The sequence below is a fragment of the Psychrobacter sp. UBA3962 genome, assembly GCF_002385225.1.
In the GTDB taxonomy this organism is placed as follows: Bacteria; Pseudomonadota; Gammaproteobacteria; order Pseudomonadales; family Moraxellaceae; genus Psychrobacter.
The window spans coordinates 1390-20799 of sequence record NZ_DGDC01000009.1 but is presented as its reverse complement, the minus strand read 5'-3'; the positions used below and the strand labels follow the sequence as shown (position 1 = coordinate 20799).

Annotated in this window: 18 protein-coding genes and 1 pseudogene; 14 read left to right on the top strand and 5 right to left on the bottom strand. The window is 40.5% G+C overall.

Annotation, left to right across the window (positions count from 1 at the left end; genetic code table 11):
• Positions 1-146: 146 nt before the first annotated feature.
• The 5 genes from B3S92_RS02120 to B3S92_RS02100 form a co-directional block, all read right to left on the bottom strand.
• The gene (locus B3S92_RS02120; RefSeq protein WP_296202237.1) at positions 147-752 is read right to left on the bottom strand and encodes a hypothetical protein; all 606 of its coding nucleotides are present in this window, start codon (positions 750-752) and stop codon (positions 147-149) included.
• Complete coding sequence (locus B3S92_RS02115) at positions 752-1237, bottom strand: hypothetical protein (protein ID WP_296202236.1); 486 nt, start codon at positions 1235-1237, stop codon at positions 752-754. Before B3S92_RS02115 ends, B3S92_RS02120 begins: the two co-directional genes overlap by 1 nt.
• Positions 1234-2277, bottom strand: a complete 1044-nt coding sequence (locus tag B3S92_RS02110) for a hypothetical protein (RefSeq protein ID WP_296202235.1) — start codon at positions 2275-2277, stop codon at positions 1234-1236. Before B3S92_RS02110 ends, B3S92_RS02115 begins: the two co-directional genes overlap by 4 nt.
• 196 nt (positions 2278-2473) lie before the next feature.
• Entirely contained in the window at positions 2474-2677 is a 204-nt protein-coding gene (locus tag B3S92_RS02105; RefSeq protein ID WP_296202234.1) for a hypothetical protein, read from the bottom strand.
• 5 nt (positions 2678-2682) lie between these two features.
• Positions 2683-3366, bottom strand: a complete 684-nt coding sequence (locus tag B3S92_RS02100) for a LexA family transcriptional regulator (RefSeq protein ID WP_296202233.1) — start codon at positions 3364-3366, stop codon at positions 2683-2685.
• A 371-nt stretch (positions 3367-3737) separates the two neighbouring features.
• Here B3S92_RS02100 and B3S92_RS02095 point away from each other — a divergent pair, with 371 nt between their 5' ends.
• From B3S92_RS02095 to B3S92_RS02030, 14 genes and pseudogenes are all read left to right on the top strand, one after another.
• Positions 3738-4082, top strand: a complete 345-nt coding sequence (locus tag B3S92_RS02095) for a CII family transcriptional regulator (RefSeq protein ID WP_296202232.1) — start codon at positions 3738-3740, stop codon at positions 4080-4082.
• 153 nt (positions 4083-4235) lie between these two features.
• Positions 4236-4949 (top strand): phage regulatory protein/antirepressor Ant, encoded by a 714-nt coding sequence (locus B3S92_RS02090; protein WP_296202231.1) that lies wholly within the window; start codon positions 4236-4238, stop codon positions 4947-4949.
• Positions 4949-5875 carry a hypothetical protein gene (locus B3S92_RS02085; RefSeq protein WP_296202230.1) on the top strand — a complete coding sequence of 309 codons (927 nt, stop codon included), beginning with the start codon at positions 4949-4951 and terminating at the stop codon, positions 5873-5875. Before B3S92_RS02090 ends, B3S92_RS02085 begins: the two co-directional genes overlap by 1 nt.
• Positions 5823-6452, top strand: a complete 630-nt coding sequence (locus tag B3S92_RS02080) for a hypothetical protein (protein ID WP_296202229.1) — start codon at positions 5823-5825, stop codon at positions 6450-6452. The genes B3S92_RS02085 and B3S92_RS02080 overlap by 53 nt, the downstream gene beginning before the upstream one ends.
• A gap of 14 nt (positions 6453-6466) precedes the next feature.
• A complete protein-coding gene (locus B3S92_RS02075) occupies positions 6467-6925 on the top strand; it encodes a hypothetical protein (protein ID WP_296202228.1) in 459 nt (152 codons plus the stop codon).
• On the top strand, positions 6916-7179 hold the full coding sequence (locus B3S92_RS02070; protein WP_296202227.1) for a hypothetical protein: 264 nt from the start codon (positions 6916-6918) through the stop codon (positions 7177-7179). Before B3S92_RS02075 ends, B3S92_RS02070 begins: the two co-directional genes overlap by 10 nt.
• Before the next feature lie 238 nt (positions 7180-7417).
• A complete protein-coding gene (locus B3S92_RS02065; protein ID WP_296202226.1) occupies positions 7418-7864 on the top strand; it encodes a VRR-NUC domain-containing protein in 447 nt (148 codons plus the stop codon).
• Between the two features lie 121 nt (positions 7865-7985).
• The gene (locus tag B3S92_RS02060) at positions 7986-8672 is read left to right on the top strand and encodes a helix-turn-helix transcriptional regulator (RefSeq protein WP_296202225.1); all 687 of its coding nucleotides are present in this window, start codon (positions 7986-7988) and stop codon (positions 8670-8672) included.
• Positions 8672-9538 carry a hypothetical protein gene (locus B3S92_RS02055; protein ID WP_296202224.1) on the top strand — a complete coding sequence of 289 codons (867 nt, stop codon included), beginning with the start codon at positions 8672-8674 and terminating at the stop codon, positions 9536-9538. The genes B3S92_RS02060 and B3S92_RS02055 overlap by 1 nt, the downstream gene beginning before the upstream one ends.
• Before the next feature lie 201 nt (positions 9539-9739).
• Positions 9740-12160 (top strand): type I restriction-modification system subunit M, encoded by a 2421-nt coding sequence (locus B3S92_RS02050; protein ID WP_296202223.1) that lies wholly within the window; start codon positions 9740-9742, stop codon positions 12158-12160.
• Positions 12160-13515, top strand: coding sequence for a restriction endonuclease subunit S (locus tag B3S92_RS02045; protein WP_296202221.1), 1356 nt, complete (start codon positions 12160-12162; stop codon positions 13513-13515). The genes B3S92_RS02050 and B3S92_RS02045 overlap by 1 nt, the downstream gene beginning before the upstream one ends.
• A gap of 65 nt (positions 13516-13580) precedes the next feature.
• Positions 13581-16919, top strand: a complete 3339-nt coding sequence (locus B3S92_RS02040) for a type I restriction endonuclease subunit R (RefSeq protein WP_296202220.1) — start codon at positions 13581-13583, stop codon at positions 16917-16919.
• A 606-nt stretch (positions 16920-17525) separates the two neighbouring features.
• Positions 17526-18470 (top strand): OmpA family protein, encoded by a 945-nt coding sequence (locus tag B3S92_RS02035; RefSeq protein WP_296202219.1) that lies wholly within the window; start codon positions 17526-17528, stop codon positions 18468-18470.
• A gap of 62 nt (positions 18471-18532) precedes the next feature.
• Positions 18533-19410: pseudogene (locus tag B3S92_RS02030) on the top strand (hypothetical protein); the annotation flags it as partial.

Genomic DNA, 19410 nt, shown 5'->3' with positions numbered 1-19410 from the left:
GATGGTCGGATGCTTACAAATTAGTAAGTCTAAGAAAGTATGTAAGATGTAAGGCAATGGTTTAAGAGTGTTTTGATACCTATCGGCTCGTTTGAGTTGATAGGTATTTTTTTTGGTAATAAAAAACCGCCACTGGGGCGGTCTTATTATATATTTTTAGATTCAGTGTATTTTAAGTTCACAAAATAACTTCTAATGTGGTAGGGTTCGCCAGATCTTGGGTGCTCTAGTATAGTGAAGTCAAAATAGCCATATTTGTATTCCTGACACTCGACATCAATCTCAGAGTTTTCCAAAAAATTTCGCCACTCTTGAGCACACTTTTTAGAACTTTTATCTTTAAGTTTGTTGTAGACAATGATACCGCCATGGCAAGCATTTTTCCTTCCCGTAGAGTAGTTTTGGGTTAATTGCTTAAAGCCATGATTCGTCCAATCTATACCTTTTTGGATTTTAGCCTCTGCTAGCCACTTGAATTTTCCACCTTGTATTGTAATATCTACATGACCATTTGAATTAGTTTCTGAGCTACAGTTAATCCTAGCTCCTTTTAATTGAGAAATAATAACAAATGATAATTTGTCTTCATTATCTCCCTGAAGCCTATTAGAGTTCTCTTCCATAAACTCAATTGCTCTATCAATTTCGCCATGCACCATATTTAAAAAGGATGGATAATTATCATTATTGTTAGCAACTTGAGTGCTCAGCAGTCTACTTCGATAAGCGTTTTCTAAATTGAAATGAGGCATTAAACACCCCTCATTTTTAACTTAATAATTTGTTTTTTAAAATCATCTGTGGTACCAAATACGGTGCAAAGCTCATCGTAAAAGACATTCTTAGAGATATCATTGCCAGTTAAAGGATTGTAATAACATCCACTTTCTTTTATCTCTAACAATTCTTCTCCAGTTAAATACTCTCTGTTTGGCTCAAAAAAAGCGTTACTTTCAAAATAGTGAACCCATTTAATAGCATCATAGGGCTTTAATGAAAGAACATACAACATAAAGTCGACATCTTTTGATTCAGACTCAGTTGTATCTGTAATTTCGAATACCTTACGATATTCTATTTCATCAAGTGTGATTGAGTATTCGATAGAGTAATTAATGATATACGACAAAAATTTATCGCTAATTTCATAGATAAAGTTCTTAATACCATCATCAAACTCATTCGTCTGATCGCGAACGAACTCTAAATAATAAGATTTTATATCATTTGCATTCATTTTAATCTCGATAAGGCTTCTGAAAAATCTTCAGCATTTAATGCGTTAATAATAGCAGAGTATAATACAGGGTCTTTCTGAGTAGTCATACTAGCAATAGATTTTAGGTCAATAGCATAGGTGGTTTTTTTTGACGTTTTATAACCCATGTGTATTCTAAAATAAGCCAATGTATGATTAACACCTTTAGCGCCATCCTTATGATATTTATTTGATCTAGCATCAGGATGTTGATTATTTGAATGAATATGATGAATCATACCATCGTTAATAGTTTTAAATGACATATTAAAAGCTGTTCCTGTACTAAAGTTATCATGGAATTCTTTAATTTTAGGAAATAGATTGACTGGAGTACTATTAAACCTAACACCTTTTAAGCTACTCTTAATACTAACTTTAAACTCCGATAGTTTAGCATCTACTTTATTAATATGTACAATCCTTGCTAAGTCCATACAGGCAATGATTGTCTTGTCGACTGTGTCAAAAACCACTAACATCATTGCGGGAATTTTTATATCTTTAATGCCATAAATCACAGAGTACTCCCTCTGGATGTCTTGGTTTACCTCTTCCTCTAAGTGCTCTTTAATCTTATCTTCAATAATAGTCTTTAGGCCATAGGCTTGGTATCTATCATCTATTTTAAACTTTACACTTAAGCCATCTTCAGTGCTAACTAAATCAGATAACTCAATCTCACTAACATCACTTTTAATATTTGAGTCAAAATGTTTTAAAAGTCGATCAAATGTATCATCAATAGGCTTCAAAATTTGTACCATTTTATTGTCGTATAATAAACTGGAAACAATAGCGTCTTTTAGTTTAGTTTTAATATCATTAAACAAGTCTATATTGATATTAGTGTTTTCAGAGTTCTGAAATCTATTATCTATACTTTTCCATCGTCTTGGTAGCTTTTCAATGTCTTTTAATAACTCACAAACACTGCTTACCGACCAGCCTCTAGCTTTCAAAAATTCAATTGCATCGAGTATATCTTGGCCTAATGCTCTAAACTCACTATCTTTCATATTGATTCCATTTCAATGTTTATTTGTATAAATTGCATAAATATGCAGTCATTTGCATAGGTATCTACTATCTCAACTTCTTCTTATTCTCAATAGCCACGCCAAAAATCGTAAAAGGCAAATACCGACTATCAAGAATAGGGCAGTCCTAATTTAGCGACTTCCCCTCCCAATACCCGGCAGACAAGCTCACCTTCTACTCTTCATCCGCATCCTGACCTTTATTGAGTTTTTTAATGGGGAAGTTATCCATACTATAAACAGGGATAGCAACTAGATCCCCGTAATGCTTCGCCAACAACTTGACCTGCTCAATTGTTAAATTCATAGGCTCGTTATTATCTGCTGCTGTATTAATTTCAGCCATCAGCTTGTTAATAGGTAATTCGCTATTATCCATAATTTTTATCCCGCTCTATACTCTTGTCGGCCTACTATAATTAAACTTTGATGGTTCTCAGCTGTTACGATTTTGTCTGGATAAGCAGGGTTGAAACTGCGTAGCCTGAGGGCTTCGCCAGCTTCCCTGAAAATCTGTTTAAACATACGATCCCCATCTAGCAAGATGGCATAAATCTGACCGTCCCTAATTTCCCTATCGTTGATAACAATACCTACCTCATCGCCATGATTAATATAAGGCGACATACTGTCATTCACCGCACAAACCATTTTGAAATTCTCTGGCTTAATATTGCGCTTAGTAAAAAAGTCTTCAGGCAATGAGTGATAGTCTTTAACTTCTTCAAATTCAAAGTGAGCATCATTGCCATCACCACAGCAAAAATAAATTTCGTACACAGGTACGCGAATACTTCCATCATTACTATGCGAGATTGAAACTGAACCTTTTTGTAAGACATTATTCAGTCCTTCGTCTATAGCTGCTTCCAAGTGAGGGTTTCCTGCGCCAGTAAGAAGCCAGTCCATACTAAGTCCAAATCTCTTAGAGATGTCCATTGCCCCTTTTTTTGATAATCCTCGTTTGGACCAATTGGTAACATTTTGAGGAGATGCATTAATGGCCGCCGCAAGCTCAGAAGGCGCCATTTTAGTCTGCTCCAATACTCTTTTCATTGAATCGTGCATATTTTTATCACTCATGTTAAACGCCTTGTTTAAGTTTATATATTAAATCAAATAACAACAGCTATTTGTTAAACACAAAATTGACTTTAATAAACAAATTGTTTACTATTATTTAAACAAAATGATTGAGAGGTAGTTATGACTGATAAAGAGTTAATCAACGCATTAGGTGGAGTGTTAGTTCTCTCTAACTATCTGAATATGGATTACCAGAGAGTCTTTAACTGGACTCATCGTGGCATTCCTTCTCAGATAAAGATTGATTACCCCGAGCTGTTTCTAACTAAGAATCCGCCAAACCTTAAACAACAAACCGAGGAGACTTAACCATGACCCAATTATCACAAGAACAAGTTGCATGGTCACGCAATATGCAAACGCAAGTTTTGAATGCGCTTGCAGGCACTTGCCAGCAAGATATAGCAGAGACAATGGGTATCGATAGTGGGACTATCACGCGTTTAAAAGACGTGCATCTAATCAAGCTATGCAACCTATTGGCAGCGCTTGGGCTAAAGATCGTTCCTATGGAGCTTAAATGCTATAACCCCGAAATGGTCAAGATGATTTACGCCCTTGCTCGCGATAACTTGATGAAGTCAGAAGAAGTGGATGATTTTTTTCATGATGATGCACGCATTCAAATAGCTGAAGGAACCTATAAACCACGGGCAAGTGTGAGGGATGTACATATTGGTAGTAGCAAGGATGAGTAAGCGCTTAAAAAAGACAATAAAAAACCCCAGCGTTGGAGGACACCGGGGTTTAGCTTTCCTGGATATTAACTTATGAGTATGTTTAAAAACTGTATTCAGTAACCTAAAAGGTTGCATCAACAGTACTAAGCAGTTAATGAGGAGGATAATAACATGTTTTTAGAAAATATTTCAAGTAGTAATAAAACTACTATGAGCAGCCGAGAAATTGCTCAGCTGTGTGAAAAACAGCATGGCCACGTTTGCAGAGACATCGAAAAACTTAATGAAACCTATGACTCATTAGGCCTATCCAAAGTTGGAGAGGGGTATTACACCCACCCAAACACGGGTAATCAAAAGCATAGAGAGTTTTTATTAACTCAAGAGCAATGCCTGGATCTCATAACTGGTTATCGTGCTGATCTACGCATTCGAGTAAATAGACGCTGGCAAGAACTTGAAAAGCAAATATCTAAGCCAGCCGTTCCTCAATCTCTACCAGAAGCGCTACGCCTAGCAGCTGACCTGGCAGAAAAATTAGAAGAGCAGCAAGCGCAATTAGCTATAGCGACTCCTAAAGCGGCAGCGCTTGATCTGATTGGCGCAGCAGAGGGCAGTCTTGGTGTGCGTGAGACTGCAAAAACATTAGATATTGCCCAGAATAAATTTATCTCTTGGTGCATAAATAACGGCTGGATGTATAGAGACTCTAAAGACAAATTACAGCCGTATAGCGGTCGCATTCAACAAGGGTATATGGAACAACGCCCGGTTACATTTAATGGCCGTGATGGCACTGCCAGGGCGACAACACAGCCGATGTTTACCCCAAAAGGGCTGGCAAGATTGGCACAGATATTCGCAATAGTACATGAGGTGGCGTAATGAGATACACATTGAGCATAAATGCAGTCAAATGCCATGAATGGGGCCTTAACTTAAACCAAGGTGCCTTATTTGATTTACTTAACCAAGCAAGCTCATGGGCTAAACCACATGTAATTAATGGCGAGTTTTATTATTGGGTATCTCGCAACATGGTGATTGATGAAATCCCACTGGCATACAGTAAGCCAGATACTGTTTATCGAGCCCTAAAGCTGTTTGAGGAAAAAGGCTTGGTTGATTACATCAAGGAAGGAAAAAAAGACCTAATTAAGTTAACTGAAAAGGGCAAGGAATGGAACTCTAAAACCACTTTTATATCTGACTCTAACTCGGAAATAAATCCGAAAAACACCCAAAATTCGGATTCAAATCCGAGTAAATTCGGAAATGAATCCGAAAAAACCCCTAAAAACTCGGATTTAAATCCGACAAATAAGAATACTAATTATAAGAATACTAATAATCATATTAATAAAAAAAATACCAAAAAAACAAAATCGAAAACTCAGTCAGCGGTGGAGACTTACAAACCACAAAAACCAGATGAAGTTTCAGATCAGGTTTGGAGTGATTTAATCAGTCACAGGAAAATCAAAAAAACGTCGAATACCCAAACTGCTTGGAATGTGATTTTCAGTCAACTGGAAAAAGCGAAGCAAGCAACCGGTCATTCACTGGATCAGATAATCACTGAGTGGATAACACGGGATTGGAAAGGTTTTAAATCAGACTGGTACATCAACATTCAGAACAAGACTCAGAGCACGGGGAACAATCATGCAATCAATCAACCAGCTAACAACCAAACTTCAGGCAAAAACCAAGCCATCAGCCACTTTGACCAACTCCGTGCTGAAATCAGAGCCAAGTATGGCTCAAGCCAGCAGTCAAGCGATATCAGAACCGTCAGTACGCTTACTTGAGTTGATCACTGACATGTTTGAAGACTGGAAGCGAGTATTTGGAGCCAAGCTACAAGAACGCCAGGTGTTGGACGTAAGAACTACTGAACTATGGGCAATTGCATTACAGGGATTAAGAATTACCCCAGCGGAATTCAACACAGCTTTAGCCAAGTCCTTAACCCTAAAATGGCCACCAACAGCCCCAGCTGATTTTTTAGACTTAGCGAGGGCTGGCAAGCAAAGCGAGTACTTAGACACACAAGCCGCATTTGAAACAGCCTGTAGATGCTCAGGAATGCGCGGAGACGTCGAAAGAGACTGGAGACACCCAACTGTACTAGAAACTGCAAATCGCATCGGGTGGGGCAAATTAGCGAGTGCTGGTAACGGATTTATTAAATACTTTGCCACGGTCTATGAGCAGGTGATTATTGAACACAAGAATGGGGCTAATTTTGAGATACCCAAAACCCATCGTATTGAAGCACCTAAACCTGCCCGCCTAAATGATGATAGTCCAATAGCTCAAGACTGGGAGAAAATGAAGGCTAGATTCGGTGTAGGCAGACCCAGGCAAGAAACAGTTGAAGTTTAGAACAAAGGGAATCCATGGCTAAGAATAAATCCAATAAAGATCAGCGCCGTGCTAAGGCGTTAAAGGCAAAAAAAGCCAGCAAGATACAACAAGCGAAGTCTAAGCCACGCCAGTATCAAGGCTATATGAAAATGTTTTTGGACGGTGACAAGGTGCAGGACCTAATCAAGCGAGTGGTACGTACTGAAGATTTCTTAACCCGGCCACATGATATTTTCAGTCACGACCGGACTTACACTTTCACCATGAATGCAGTTAGCAAAGATGGTCAACGTGCACACGCTAAGGCTGAAATTGAAGGCGAACATAACCAAGCCGGGCTAGTTGCTGCTATTGGTCAAGCGTTTAGGGACTTTTGCGATGAGCTCATGGAGCACGCGCCAGAGGTTGAGTTTGATTATCGTGAATGTCATGTGGTCATACGGGCGCTTAAAACAAAGATTAAAGTACCAGGCGGTTATCGGTGGGTGTAAGAGCAGGTAAGCTTAAAACAAGTAAGGGCTATACGCTCACACGCTTAAGCAGAGCATATGACCCGGCCGGCAATCATTGGAATCAGTATAGCGCTAGGGTAAGAGCAGTTGAGGGTAATCCTTTTTTTGATCAAATCGTTCGATGGGATTTAAACGGCAATGCGATTAATCATGAGTTAGGCGATATTGCTTGGGGTGCAGATGGTGCTGGGGGTTATCAACTAAGACAAGGTGAGAATATTTTTAGATTTTAGTAAGGGCTTTTTATGTTAAGCAAGTTATTTTTGATGATGTTGTGGTGCTATCTTTTTCTTTCCCTATTTAGCACGTATTTAATTGCTCGTGTTGTTTTTGGTGATGGCAGGCGGGTGTATAGGTTTCAGGTCCAGTGGTACCACAAGTGCGTTTTAGGGTATCTGATAGCCGTTCCAGTTATTTTTTTTACAGTGGCGTTTATCAGTTTGTTATGGGGCAAGTAGGAGTTAAAAGGGTATGAAAGGTAAACGAATAGGATTATCAGAAGATGAAGTACAGACGGTAGTGATGAATTGGTCTAAGCGCCAGAAGTTCAAAGGCCGGCCATTGTTTGATTACATTCATCATTCGCCAAACGGCGGTAAGAGAGCGGCCAAGATAGGGTCTAGCGGTAAGCGCTATTCACCAGAGGCGGCTAAATTCAAGCGTATGGGGGTGAAAGCGGGCTACCCCGATTTGATTATTGATATTGCCAGAGGCGCTTATCACGGCCTACGTATTGAGATTAAAAAGGACCAAAAAAGCTATGCCACGCCAGCCCAAAAAGAACGAATCGAGATGTTGGCCAAAGAGGGGTATTGCGCGGTTGTCGCTAAAGGGATTGATAACGTTATATCAGTTATTCAGCAGTACATTAAATTAGGTGACTTTGATGGCGTAAGCCAGTTAACAGCTGACAAATAATCAGGCAAAAAAAAGCGCTCATGCGGTTACATGAGCGCCAAAGGATGACAATTCCAGCCCTTATTCCATTAGGCAGCATGATTATATCAATGACAGAAAAAACTGCAATGAGGGCGCGCGTGTGGCAAAAAAACGGCTTGGGTTTACGGATAAACAGTTAAAACAAATCAGAGTAACAGTAGGTCGCAATTTGGCGGCTGCAAGAAAAAATGCCGGCATGACGCAAGCTGAGGTCATGCGTATTGTGTGGAACGTGGATAACAATAGAAACCGTATCAGTGAAATTGAGAACGGCAATAAGGATTTGACGCTTACAGACTTGCTGATATTTCAAAATCTTTATAACCAGTCGCTTGATTATATTTGCGGCCTATCGGTTGAGCCAGAGCTGGATATGCTGGCGAGCACTGTTAACCATGTAGTGAACCAATCAAGATCAATGGTTGAGTATCTTACAGAGCAGTTTGCAGAAACCATTACCGAACACATGAAGTCGATATGTCGTAACGATCACGAGGCGTTGATGCATGCCTCCAAAGACTTATGTAGCAAATTGCGAGAAGTTGGAGGTTACGATAAGGAGGTGGCCAACTGTATGAACAAGCTAATGCTAGTTATTAGGGGTATTGAGGCTAAGCAAGCCAGGCAAGTTATGGCCGTTGAGACGCAAATGATGCAGATTAAGCAGCGACTAGACAAAGAAGATAAGCATATCATGCTATCTGATCTTGATTGTGACTATCAGTACAGCCTACCTTTGCCGGAGCCTGTATATAGCGATGAAGAAATGGTTAAAGGAGTTAGCTGATGGCAGTACCAAAGGAAGTGTGGGCGGCAGCTAAGGCCCTATGGGAAAGCACCCCCAATATCACTTATCAAGAAGTTGTGGACCACTTGCAGGAAGTCTACGGGGATAAAGCACCGGCTTCTAAATCAACCATATACAACCGTGCCAAAAAATATGACTGGCAAAAGTTATCCATGCTTGAGCTCAAAGAACGATCCGAAAACGCAGAAAAAAAACAGAACAAAAGTGAACAGAACGGGGGTGGGAAAAAATTAGAGAACAAAGAAAACAATAAAGTCAAAAATGAGCATGAAACCCAAATTTACAGAACAATAATTGATAGCACAGACAGAACAAAACAGAAAATTGTTCTGTCAACTGAACAGCGTGCCAGCGTCATTATTAAACACAGAAATAGGCTGCATAACTTGGGCGCATTAGAAGATGCGATCACCATGCTATCACTTGACGTCGCAGAAAACGTACTAAATCCAACACCTATTGAGGTGGACCAAGTTAGTACTGGTGACAATGATGATTATAGGTTCTATGATGATGAAGAGGACCCTATTGCTAAAAAGTTAGGAGTGATAAAAAGTCTAAGTTTTGTACTGGGTAATTTAACTCAGGCACAAAAGGTGATTGCGGAACAAGAAATACCCATGTGCGGTATTAGTGCCGAGGACTTTAAGCAATCAGAACAAGAACGCCGTTTAGGCGCGCTTGAAGCGCTGGCAGGTATTGATGAAGAAGAGCGTGTAGCTCGTGAAAAGCTACATAGGGAATTGCAAGAGCGGATGCAGTCGCTTACCCAGCTTGAGCATGATCCTGATTTTTTTGGTAATGGTGATGCTGAAGATGTTGAATTTGATGATTTGGAGGAGTGATATTTTAACCGGCTGTGCTGTTGAGACTGATTGTTGACGTAAACGAGGTTAAACCTTATCTGGTGTCTTGAGTAAAAGCATGTTACGGATGGACAAACTAAAGATATAGACCTAAACTAGTTTGATTTAATCAATTGTTTTTTATTTTTTAAGCTAAAGCCTGTATTTCTATTAACTTATATTACAAACAATAAGATACTTATGAGCGCATTTAATTCTGACACCAGACAATCCCAAACCTCTAATAATCTAGCAGCTTTTATTTGGTCAGTGGCTGACTTATTACGCGGTGACTTCAAACAATCCCAGTACGGACGTATCATTCTGCCATTTACGCTACTACGCCGCCTAGAGTGTGTTCTTGAAGAATCCAAAGATGCCGTGGTGGAAGAAGCTCAAAAAATTAGCGCTATGGGCCTTAATGAAGAGGCAGAAGCCAAGTTCTTATTACGTAAGACTAATGGTCTGGCGTTTTATAACACTTCCCCAATGACGCTGGCTAAGATGGGCCAAAGCGATATCGAAGCCAACCTGAGCCACTATATTCAGTCATTCTCTAAAGATGCTCGTGAAATATTTGCCCACTTTAAATTTGAAGAGTTTGTCGGCCAGTTAAATGACGCTAACTTGCTATATAAAGTAGTACAAAAATTCCAAAACGTAGATTTGAGTCCTGAGGCCGTTTCCAACTATGAGATGGGTCTGGTGTTTGAAGAGTTAATCCGCCGCTTTGCAGAAAGCTCGAACGAGACGGCAGGGGAGCACTTTACCCCGCGTGATATAGTACGATTAACCACATCATTAGTATTTATGGAAGATGATGAGGCACTGAGTAAAGACGGCATCATTCGTACCATCTATGATCCAACTGCAGGTACAGGCGGATTTTTATCGTCAGGTATGGAGTATGTGCTAGAGCTAAACCCCAATGCGGTTATGCGTGCCTTTGGACAGGAGTTGAACCCTGAGTCTTATGCTATCTGTAAAGCGGATATGCTCATCAAAGGTCAGGAAGTGAGCCGTATTAAGCTAGGCAACACGTTATCAGATGACCAACTACCTGCTGATAAATTTGACTATATGCTGTCAAACCCACCGTTTGGTGTGGACTGGAAGAAGATTGCTGGCGAGATTAAAGACGAGCATGAGCAAAAAGGCTTTGATGGTCGCTTTGGCCCAGGCACGCCCCGCGTATCAGATGGATCATTGTTATTCCTACTGCATTTAATCAGTAAGATGCGCCCAGTACAGTCGCACTCTAACGCCTCGTCAGAAGCGCCAAGTAACGATACTGCCATTACAGGTAGCCGTATCGGTATTATCTTAAACGGCTCACCCTTATTCACCGGTGGTGCAGGTAGTGGTGAGAGTGAAATTCGCCGTTATATCTTAGAGTCGGATTTACTTGAGGCCATCGTTGCGCTACCGACCGATATGTTCTACAACACCGGTATTGCCACTTATGTGTGGATATTGACCAATCACAAAGCGCCTGAGCGTAAGGGCAAGGTACAGCTGATTGACGGTACCAATCTATACAGCAAGATGCGTAAGTCGCTTGGCTCTAAGCGTAACGAGATGAGCGAAGAGGACATCAAGATTATCACTCGTACCTTTGGTAACTTCGAGGTGGTCGATGCGCGCGCGTTAGACAAGCCAGCGGATGTTAAATCAAACCGTGGCCGTCAGTCAGCGACACCTAAAGCGGAAGCCGCTAAGACTTTCGCCAGTAAAATCTTTGACACCCACGAGTTTGGCTATCGCCGTGTAACCATTGAGCGTCCACTACGCTTATCAGCACAAATGAGTGATGAGGCGATTGAGTCACTGCGCTATGCCGAGCGTACTTATGATTTGGTCATGCCAGCCTTATATGAGAAGTTTGGTGAGCAGTGGACTGAGGAAACTTATGGCGAGTTTGGCGATCTGACCAGTGACATTCAGGTTGAAGCACGTGCCATGATTAAGGCGGACTTTAGTGAGCTAAAAGAGAAACAAATTAAAGAAGTGCTAGACAGCAAGCTGTGGCGTGAGCAGTTAGCAATTATGAATGCTGCCAAAACCTTGCAACAAGAAATTGGTACCCAGCAGTTTGATGACTATAACCAGTTTGATGTGATATTTAAGCAAGCGATTAAAGACACTGGGCTGGATTTAACTGCCAAAGACAAAAAGCAAATCCTAAATGCGGTAACGTGGAAAAACCCTGACGCTGAGCGTGTGGTTAAGAAGTCAGCCAAAGAAGCCAATCCGTTATACGGTGCGTTTGAGGTTGTTGACAAAAGTAAGGGCGACAGTAAAGGTAAAACCAAAATCGTTGAGTTTGAGACCGATAGCGACTTACGCGATTATGAGAACATTCCGCTCGACCCATCTGTGACGACCAATGAGCTAATTGAAAGCTACTTTAAGCGTGAGGTACAGCCTCATGTAGCAGACGCATGGATTGATGCTGGCAAGCGTGATGCCATCGATGAAGAGATTGGTATTGTCGGCTATGAGATACCGTTTAACCGTCACTTCTATGTGTACGAGCCGCCGCGTCCACTTAGCGAGATTGACGCTGACCTTGATAAGGTGAGTGCGGAGATTATGCAGTTGCTTAGCGAGGTGCATTCGTAATGGTAGACAGTTCAGTTATGCAGTCAGGTCGTTATAAAGCCTATCCTGAGTATAAAGGCTCTGGGATTGAGTGGATCGGTGAAATTCCGAGTGATTGGGATATTTTATCTCTAAAAAGGTGTGTTGATGGGGTTACTAATGGAATTTGGGGCTCTGAACCAAATGGTCATAATGATTTAGTAGTATTAAGAGTTGCAGATTTTGATAGAAACAGGCTGGTAGTTAGTGATGAGAAGTTAACATATAGAAGTATTACGGCGAAAGAAGCTGAAAATAGGTTGTTAACTAAAGGTGATTTACTTATTGAGAAGTCAGGGGGTGGTGACACAACTCTTGTAGGCTGTGTTGTTCTATTCGATAAAAACTACCCTGCAGTAACATCCAATTTTGTCGCAAAAATGACACCCAACCATGGGTACTCTAGTCGATTTTTATTATATGCTTTTTCCTTACTCTATGATGGCAGAGTGAATTTCTCATCAATCAAGCAAACAACGGGTATCCAAAACTTAGACTCAGATGCATATTTGATGGAAAAGTTCTGCTTCCCAACCGAAGAAAGCCAAGAAAAAATCGCCAATTTTCTAGATTACGAAACCGCCAAAATCGACACCCTTATCGAAAAACAGCAACGTCTTATCGAGCTGTTAACTGAAAAGCGTCAAGCGGTGATTAGCCATGCAGTGACAAAAGGCTTAAATCCTGATGTGCCGATGAAAGATTCGGGGGTTGAGTGGTTGGGTGAGGTTCCTGAGCATTGGGAGGTTAAAAGATTTAAAACAATTTTCAAAATAAGAAAAAGAATTGCTGGCGAGCTAGGGCACGATGTTTTATCAATTACTCAAAAAGGTATAAAAATAAAGGATACAGAGAGTGGTGAGGGTCAACTCTCAATGGATTATTCAAAGTACCAACTAGTATATAAAGGTGATTATGCAATGAATCATATGGATTTATTGACAGGGTTTGTTGATATATCTAAGTATGATGGTGTAACAAGTCCAGATTATAGAGTATTTACTTTAGAAGAAAAGAACTCATTGCCTGAGTATTTTCTAGCATTTTTGCAAATGGGATATATCAATAAGCTATTCTTTCCTTTTGGACAGGGGGCGGCTCATATGGGGCGATGGAGGTTACCAACCGAGGCCTTTAGAGAGTTTCTGGCTCCTGTACCTCCAAAAAATGAGCAAAAAGCAATAGCAGATTTTATCTTTAATAGTTTAGAACAGATGGATATATTAGAAAAAAAATCTAGAAAAGCTATCAAGCTGATGCAAGAACGCCGAACCGCTCTTATTTCTGCAGCGGTAACAGGTAAGATTGATGTTCGGGATTGGGTGAAGCCTGAGTAGGGTGGAACCAAGTTAAGTGATGCAGTTTATAAAGCCGATATAGAATTAATAATAATGGATCAACCATGACAGACATAACTCGTGAATTAACCTTTCAAAATGACATTATCAAAGAGATGGTGGCTAATGGCTGGGTACTAGGCATCAACTCAGGTTATCAACGTGAGACCGCCTTGTATGAGCGTGATGCCCTCGATTATGTGCAGCGTACCCAGTCTAATGAATGGGAGAAGTTTTGCAGTCTGTTTCCGCAAGACCCTGAGGTTCAGTTTATTAAGCAACTGGTGAAGCAGTTAGGTAAAGCCAGTGAGCATGCGACAGATAGAGCCTCACGGACTTATGGCACATTGGGTGTGCTGCGTCATGGTTTAAAGATTCGTAATACTCGATTTAGTTTATGCCAGTTTAAGCCAGAACATAGCTTAAACCCTGAGGTGCTGGCACGTTATGAAGGCAATATCTGCCGTGTTGTACCTGAAGTGGTCTACAGCGCTCACCTAAGTCACAAAGAGGTTGATGAAGCGACGGGTAATACCAAGTCAGCTAAGCGTCACCGCATTGATCTGGTGCTGTTTGTGAACGGTCTACCTGTGGTCACAATGGAGCTTAAGTCTGAATTTAAGCAGGCCGTTGAAAATGCCAAACTACAATACAAGCGTGATAGGTTGCCTGTTGATCCTGCCAGCAAGAAGCCTGAGCCACTACTAAGCTTTAAGCGTGGTGCTTTGGTTCATTTTGCTGTCAGTCAGTATGATGTGTTTATGACCACCAAGCTGGCAGGTGACGATACGTTCTTCCTGCCGTTCAACAAAGGTACTCGTGATGGCGGTGCAGGTAACGACATTCCACTAGATCATAACCGTTACGCAACCGACTATCTTTGGAATGACGTACTAAGTACCGATAACCTGCTTAATATCTTAGGTCGTTTTATGCACCTACAGATAGAAGACAAGGAAGATGCGCTTGGTCGTAAATACAAAAAAGAGACCATGATTTTCCCACGTTATCACCAGTGGGACGTAGTGACTAACTTGATTGAAGATGCGGTTAAGCAAGATAAAGTCAGACAAGCCAAACAAGACAATCCGAACTTAAACAAGAAGGTTCAAAACCGCTACCTGATTCAACATAGTGCTGGCTCGGGTAAATCTAACTCTATTGCTTGGACAGCGCACCAACTATCCACACTGTATAACGACGCAGGCACTAAGCTGTTTGACTCGGTTATCGTTGTGACTGATAGAACGGTGCTAGATGACCAGCTGCAAGACACCATCTATCAGTTTGAACATGCTGATGGGGTCGTCGGTCGTATTAACCGCAAAGAAGGTGAGGGGTCTAAATCTGAGAAGCTGGCCGAAGCTTTGATGAGTTCTCAGCCGATTATCATTGTTACTATTCAAACCTTCCCTTATGTGCTTAAAGCTATTGAAGACTCTAGCGTACTAAAAGAGCGACGCTATGCCATTATCGCGGATGAGGCGCACTCATCGCAGTCGGGTACTACCGCACGTAAGTTAAAAGAAGTTCTTATTGCCAGCCCAACAGCCAGTGATGAGCTCAGAGACAACTTTGAAGAGCATGTTGATAGAGGATTGTCTGCTGAAGATATGCTAGATGCGACCATTACTGCCCGACGTGGTAGTGACAACCTAAGTTACTATGCGTTTACCGCTACGCCTAAGTCTAAGACACTAGAGTTGTTTGGCCGTCTGCCCAATCCAGACCTGCCAGCCTCAAAAGACAACAAGCCTGAAGCGTATCATGTGTATTCTATGCGCCAAGCCATTGAAGAAGGCTTTATCTTAGATGTTTTAAAAAACTACACCAGCTATAAAGTAGTATATCAACTCAATCAGACCCTTAAAAAAGACCAAGAAGTCGATGCTAAGCGTGCCAAGATTAAACTCAATCAATGGGTGCGCCTGCATGATTACAATATCTCGCAAAAGGTTAAAATCATTATTGAGCACTTTAATGAGAATATTAAAGGCTTGCTAGGTGGGCAAGCTAAAGCCATGGTAGTTACAGGTTCTCGTAAAGAGGCGGTTCGTTATAAACTGGCGTTTGATAAATACGTATCAGAACATGGATATACGGACATTAACGCCATGGTGGCCTTTTCAGGTGAAGTGGAGTTTAAGGAGTCTGATCCTGACAGCAGTGGCTTATTAGGTGAGAGCTTCACTGAATCTAATATGAATCCAGGGTTGAAAGGCCGTGATATGCGTAAAGCATTTGATAGTGATGACTATCAAGTGATGTTGGTGGCCAACAAGTTTCAGACTGGCTTTGACCAACCTAAACTATGTGCTATGTACGTTGATAAGAAGTTGGCAGGTGTTGACTGTGTACAGACATTATCCCGACTTAACCGTATCTATCCTGGTAAAAAAGAGACGGGGACTTTTGTGCTCGATTTCTTTAATGACCCTGAAGATATCTTAGCCGCTTTCCAGCCTTACTATGAGACAGCAGAGCTTGCTGATGTGACAGACCCTGACAAGGTCTTTGATCTGTTTGAGAAGATAAGAGCCAGTGATATTATCAAATGGCACGAAGTCGATAACCTAGCAGACGCTTTTTATAGCAAGAATAAAAGTAATGCTGCTATCAGCAATATCTGTAAGCCAGCCGTTGAGCGTTGGCGACATCAGTATCAGCGAGCCAGTGAGGACGTACAGCGTGCTAGAGGATTGTTTGAGCGTGCTAAAAAGTCTGAAGATGCGGTGCTCATCGGTAACGCTGAGAATGACCTTAAAGAGGCTAAGAAGGCCAAAGATGCGCTGATATTGTTTAAGAAGGACCTAGGTAGCTTTACACGTTTTTATGAGTTTATGTCGCAGATCGTCGACTATGATGATCGTGATTTAGAGAAGTTAAGCCTATATGCTCGTCACTTGCTGCCACTATTACGAGAGGATTTTAATCCTGAGGATGAGATTGACCTTAGTAATATTGAAATGACGCATTACCGTGTGTCTAAGCTCAAACAGCAAGATTTAAAGCTGAAAGAACACGATAAAGGCAATCAGCTAAAACCTGCCAGCGGACTTGGTACAGCCACACCGAAGGATAAGAAAGATGACTATCTATCTGAAATTATCCGTCAGCTGAATGATGTGTTTGCAGGGGAAGGGTTCACTGAAGATGACTTGGTAAATTATGCACAAACCATTAGAGACAAAATGGCAGAAAGTGAGATTGTCATGAGTCAAGTACGTAACAACACAAAGGACCAAGCCATGTTAGGCGACTTCCCGGTAGCAATTGATGACGCTATGATTGATAGCAGAGAAGCACATGAGAAGATGATGATGCATATATTATCTGACAAAGATGCACATAATAAGTTCTCAAGTATTATTTATGACATGCTAGCGCAATCAATTGACTTGTGACCTAATTTCCTACCGAATAAGTTTATGTATTCATAAAGTTCATATACATATAACAGGGCAATCGCACTATAGAAAATACTCGTTTTAAATTAGATTTGCTAAATTAAATCCAGTAAAAAGTTAGGGAATATAACTAAAATCCTTTTATATATCTCAGGGCAAACGCACACTTTTAAGAATTGTATTTAAAATCAGATAGTTATGAATTTAGGGTTTTATTTTCTAAATTTATAAGTTCCTGAAAATATTAATGTTTTTTAAAAGTATGCGTTTGCCCTGTTATATATCTTATATTTTTATTATTGGCAGTTAACAACATCTGCAAAAGGTCAATAATTAATTAAAATGTGGCTAAAATTGATTTGTAGTGCGATTGCCCTGATACATATAAATAGTTAATGAAACTACATAATATTATGTGTTATAATTATATAGATAGTATATTAAATGTATATACTGGTGTGAAAGAAGTATTAGGTGGTGGTAGGCTTCTCTCTATTATTTACTATTTGTATGAAGGTATAAGGCTACGAGACTGATAGGATGGCTTTTTTATAAAGGCTATATGCTAACAGATTTGAGCCTTATTTTTTTGGAATAAGCTTCATGTTTAATAAGACTTTTGTGTTAATTGGCACGCTATTTCTAACCGCTGGCTTAATCGGCTGTCAGAGTTTACAAAGTAGCTCTGAGCTACAAAACCCCGAGCAACAACTTGCTAAACAAAAAGTCAGTTGGGACAAAAAAGGACGGCTATTTGAGAGCCTTGATGAGACAGTTTTAGGGTCTAATCTTAGCCGAGTGGTATTTTTTAGAGACTCAGCAGATAGCAAGCAAGGTGGGCCAATATATTTACAGATTGGTCCGGACAATATGTTTCAAGCAAGCTTAAAAGGCAATTATTATTCTGATGTTGTGGTGTGTAGTGGACAACAGAATATTAAAGTTACAAGTCTTATGCTTGATAATGAGAAGGTGAGTTCATCATCTAATATTTATAACCTTCCCGCCCAACAGACTACCTACTTTAAGGTCAGTCTTTCAGCACTAAATCAGCCTGTTATTGAGCAAGTAACGCCTCAAAATGCTATTGCTCAACTATCTACCATGCCACGTCAATCTTATCAGATTAGCCGGGTTTCTATGGTATGTGATACTGAACCTACCGTTATTGAAAAACCTGTTATCAAAATGGTTACTGAGCAGTCTGAGAAGCCTATCGCGTACTCAGTAAACTTTAATTTTAATGCAGACACTATCGCTGATAATAATTATTCAAAGTTTGAAGGGCTTGCTAATTTTATTAATTCTTATCCTAAAGCAGATGTGATAATAGAGGGCCATACCGATAGCGTTGGATCGGACGCCTACAATCAAAAATTATCAAAAATTCGTGCTGAAAAGGTAAAGACTATTTTAGTGAAAAGTTATGCTATTGATTCCGAAAGGTTAAGTACGGTTGGTTATGGTGAAACTAAGCCAATTGATACAAATGAGACGGAGGCTGGAAGGCTAAATAACAGAAGAGTGGTTGCTATTATTACTCAGTAAGATTGTTTGAAAGATATTTAAAATATTACCGTTTATAAAGACTATTTATTAGGATGATTGCCATGAGTGCTATTACCATTAAAGTACACAATCAAGCTCAAAATGTTGCCAATGTAGCTATTACTACTAAAGATGGACAGCCTACTGTCATTAAAGCTATGAAACAGGTTAATTATGAACCTGTAGACAAATCAACTGGGCGTGCACCTCATCATTTAATTACCAAACGTGTAAATAAAGATTTACAGGTGTCATTTGATGAAGATATTGAGACTCCAGATCTTATTATTGAAGGGTTTTATGAAGACTCTGAAAGCCAGTTAATCGGGCTAGCTGAAAATGGAAGTTATTATTACTATACGCCAGATTCAGGTGAGTACGCTGACTACCTGACAATAATGCCAGAGGGTGCAGTAGAAGGGCATGCTTTAGGAGGCGCTGCAAGATCTACGCCTTGGTGGGTTGGAGCAGGAGAAGATTCAAGCTATGGCATCATGCCTTGGTTGGTTGGCGCTGGGGCTATTGGATTAGCGGCAGCAGCCAGCGGAAGTTCTGGCGATAAAGGTGAAAAAGGCGATAAGGGTGACAAGGGTGATGCTGGTTTGTCTGCATTTGAAGTATGGCAGTCTATCGAAGGCAACGAAGATAAGACCTTAGAAGACTTCCTACAATCAATCACTGGTAAAGACGGTGCTGATGGTAAAGATGGTGCTGATGGCCAGTCTGCATTTGATGCTTGGAAATCTATCGAAGGCAACGAAGATAAGACTGTTGAAGACTTTATCGAATCTATTACAGGTAAAGACGGTAAAGATGGTCTAAAAGGCGAAGACGGTAAGTCTGCCCTAGAGATCTGGCAATCAATTGAGGGTAACGAGAATAAAACCCTAGAAGACTTCATCGCTTCACTGAAAGGTGAGAAAGGCGATAAGGGTGACAA

What these genes read in the sequence shown, in the direction of transcription:
- B3S92_RS02080 (WP_296202229.1), top strand. Translation starts at nt 5,823, where the DNA reads ATGGCTCAAGCCAGCAGTCAAGCGATATCAGAACCGTCAGTACGCTTA.
- B3S92_RS02110 (WP_296202235.1), bottom strand. Translation starts at nt 2,277, where the DNA reads ATGAAAGATAGTGAGTTTAGAGCATTAGGCCAAGATATACTCGATGCA.
- B3S92_RS02055 (WP_296202224.1), top strand. Translation starts at nt 8,672, where the DNA reads ATGGCAGTACCAAAGGAAGTGTGGGCGGCAGCTAAGGCCCTATGGGAA.
- B3S92_RS02105 (WP_296202234.1), bottom strand. Translation starts at nt 2,677, where the DNA reads ATGGATAATAGCGAATTACCTATTAACAAGCTGATGGCTGAAATTAAT.
- B3S92_RS02040 (WP_296202220.1), top strand. Translation starts at nt 13,581, where the DNA reads ATGACAGACATAACTCGTGAATTAACCTTTCAAAATGACATTATCAAA.
- B3S92_RS02120 (WP_296202237.1), bottom strand. Translation starts at nt 752, where the DNA reads ATGCCTCATTTCAATTTAGAAAACGCTTATCGAAGTAGACTGCTGAGC.
- B3S92_RS02035 (WP_296202219.1), top strand. Translation starts at nt 17,526, where the DNA reads ATGTTTAATAAGACTTTTGTGTTAATTGGCACGCTATTTCTAACCGCT.
- B3S92_RS02115 (WP_296202236.1), bottom strand. Translation starts at nt 1,237, where the DNA reads ATGAATGCAAATGATATAAAATCTTATTATTTAGAGTTCGTTCGCGAT.
- B3S92_RS02045 (WP_296202221.1), top strand. Translation starts at nt 12,160, where the DNA reads ATGGTAGACAGTTCAGTTATGCAGTCAGGTCGTTATAAAGCCTATCCT.
- B3S92_RS02100 (WP_296202233.1), bottom strand. Translation starts at nt 3,366, where the DNA reads ATGCACGATTCAATGAAAAGAGTATTGGAGCAGACTAAAATGGCGCCT.
- B3S92_RS02065 (WP_296202226.1), top strand. Translation starts at nt 7,418, where the DNA reads ATGAAAGGTAAACGAATAGGATTATCAGAAGATGAAGTACAGACGGTA.
- B3S92_RS02050 (WP_296202223.1), top strand. Translation starts at nt 9,740, where the DNA reads ATGAGCGCATTTAATTCTGACACCAGACAATCCCAAACCTCTAATAAT.
- B3S92_RS02095 (WP_296202232.1), top strand. Translation starts at nt 3,738, where the DNA reads ATGCAAACGCAAGTTTTGAATGCGCTTGCAGGCACTTGCCAGCAAGAT.
- B3S92_RS02075 (WP_296202228.1), top strand. Translation starts at nt 6,467, where the DNA reads ATGGCTAAGAATAAATCCAATAAAGATCAGCGCCGTGCTAAGGCGTTA.
- B3S92_RS02085 (WP_296202230.1), top strand. Translation starts at nt 4,949, where the DNA reads ATGAGATACACATTGAGCATAAATGCAGTCAAATGCCATGAATGGGGC.
- B3S92_RS02090 (WP_296202231.1), top strand. Translation starts at nt 4,236, where the DNA reads ATGTTTTTAGAAAATATTTCAAGTAGTAATAAAACTACTATGAGCAGC.